General features: G+C 38.8%; 2 protein-coding genes. Both read left to right on the top strand.

The window, feature by feature from the left end; genetic code table 11:
• Positions 1-33 precede the first annotated feature (33 nt).
• Complete coding sequence (locus CBG25_RS07955) at positions 34-639, top strand: conjugative transfer relaxase/helicase TraI domain-containing protein (RefSeq protein WP_290605883.1); 606 nt, start codon at positions 34-36, stop codon at positions 637-639.
• An 888-nt stretch (positions 640-1,527) separates the two neighbouring features.
• Positions 1,528-1,903 (top strand): hypothetical protein (locus CBG25_RS07960; RefSeq protein ID WP_290603693.1); only part of this gene is annotated, 376 nt, incomplete at its 3' end.

Consider the following 1,903-nt stretch of genomic DNA (forward strand, 5'->3'; position numbering starts at 1 on the left):
TCAGGATGACCAATTGGCAGGGAGTGAAAAAACGTGTGGGAACAAAGCAAAGTTATCACCCAAACCACATTAGCGAAAAAAGTAGACCCCGTTATCGCCGAGGCAGGAAGATTAAGCACCCTCAATACAACGCCTGAAATCCTATTACCGGTTGTCAATGAAAATGGCATTCACCGCGGAAATTACCATCTACCAGTGGGGATTGATACGGGCAATATTGATTTTGAAAGAGCCAGTTATCAGGGTGCGAAAGAAGGCAAATACATTATTCTCCAGAAGGGCGATGAAAGTGTCGAACCCAAAACCTATCAGGCTGACCAGTTCCCAAGCGCATTACAACAAAGAGAAACGGATACTACCATCGTAATAGAAATGACGCAGGGAAAAGAGAAGCTCAACGAATTAGCGACCACAATAGAAGCAAATCTTTCCATCGATATAGATAAAGTATTAACCCTTGACATCAATGACTCCATACTAAAAGATACGGATAGCAAACTCACTGAGAGTACGGATGGCGAAAAATTGATAGATACTGAGGAATTATCCTTGCCAACCGAAGACTATCTATCGATAGACGAGGCAGACTCTGATAAAGAAACGAAACGATTAAATAACAATAAGCCTGTTGCTCAATAGTGAAATAAAACTGCTTTCAATAAAAACAAGTTAGATACATCTAAAAAACACAAAAATAGGTTATTTTTTAATCTTATATAGGTCATTTTTAATTCAAAAATTGATTATTTTATCATCAATAGCTGGTTTTTTTGTAAGTCACAATTAATTTTGCTATTGAGCAACAGGCTTAATGAAGCCAATATTTTGCATCATGAAGATAAACAAAAACATTAAAGAAAAAGAGTATGGTGATTAACTTACTGTTTATGCTGACATTCGCCGCCACATTAAGCTGGAATCACTCAACTTTTGTTAAGTTTTACACCTGTCAACATTCAGCAGCCTAGTGCGACGGGATTGAGTCAGTCATCTAATATTTTAACTTAGCGTAAAAAAATTAATCACTTTGTTTAACCATAACGGGTTAAACCACCAGGAAATGGGGGTTTTCGTCATACTTTTGTGCCCGCTTCAAGCGCAACATTGGAATGATTATTCCAACCAACGAAAAAAAAGCTAGTGCGGTCCGCAAAAAACCTGATAAGGTGATATCAGTGCCGAGTTTAGCGATATATTGCAGAAAAGCTAAGCTAATCACATGAAGCGACTCACCGACTCTCTACCTGACAAAGTTTTTTATAAAAAGGATTAGTGCGGTCCGCAAAAAGTTTGTTATTCTGATACAGGTGCAAGAAAAGACGCGGGATAATGCATATGCGTGGTTACCCGAAAAACGTCAAATAATCTCCCTGCGATAATTCAAGCAAACGGATTGAGATAAACATCCGGTTATTGAAATTTAAGCACACTTTAGTTAATCCAACATAAAAAACCAGCGAAGACACGCACCACTGAAAAAGTATTTTACCCTAAATCACCCCGCACAAGAGGCTGTCGCAAAAGCTCATGTTATCGATTAAAATTTGCTTTATTCGTTTTAAACGCAGATCTTTTATGACCGTATTTACTCGCAAACTGGAATCGCCTTCTCACACCAAACGTAAGTTTGTCAAAGCGCAAAATCTACCTATCTTGGAGGGTTCTGTTTCCCTTTGCGATTATCTCAAGCAAATTGGTGAACGTAGGGCATTTATTGTCACAGAGATTTTGGATGAACAAGACTGGGTACCTTTCGAACGCTGTTATTCTTCAACAGGTAGAGCGCCGTATTCTCCTCGTTCAATGATGGGAATTTTGCTTTATGGGATCATGAAAGGGCATAGTTCGCTCAGAGCACTTGAAAATCTGGCGCGTTTAGATTTGGGATGTATTTTTGTCAGCC

The sequence above is a fragment of the Arsenophonus sp. ENCA genome, assembly GCF_002287155.1.
Classification (GTDB): domain Bacteria; phylum Pseudomonadota; class Gammaproteobacteria; order Enterobacterales; family Enterobacteriaceae; genus Arsenophonus; species Arsenophonus nilaparvatae.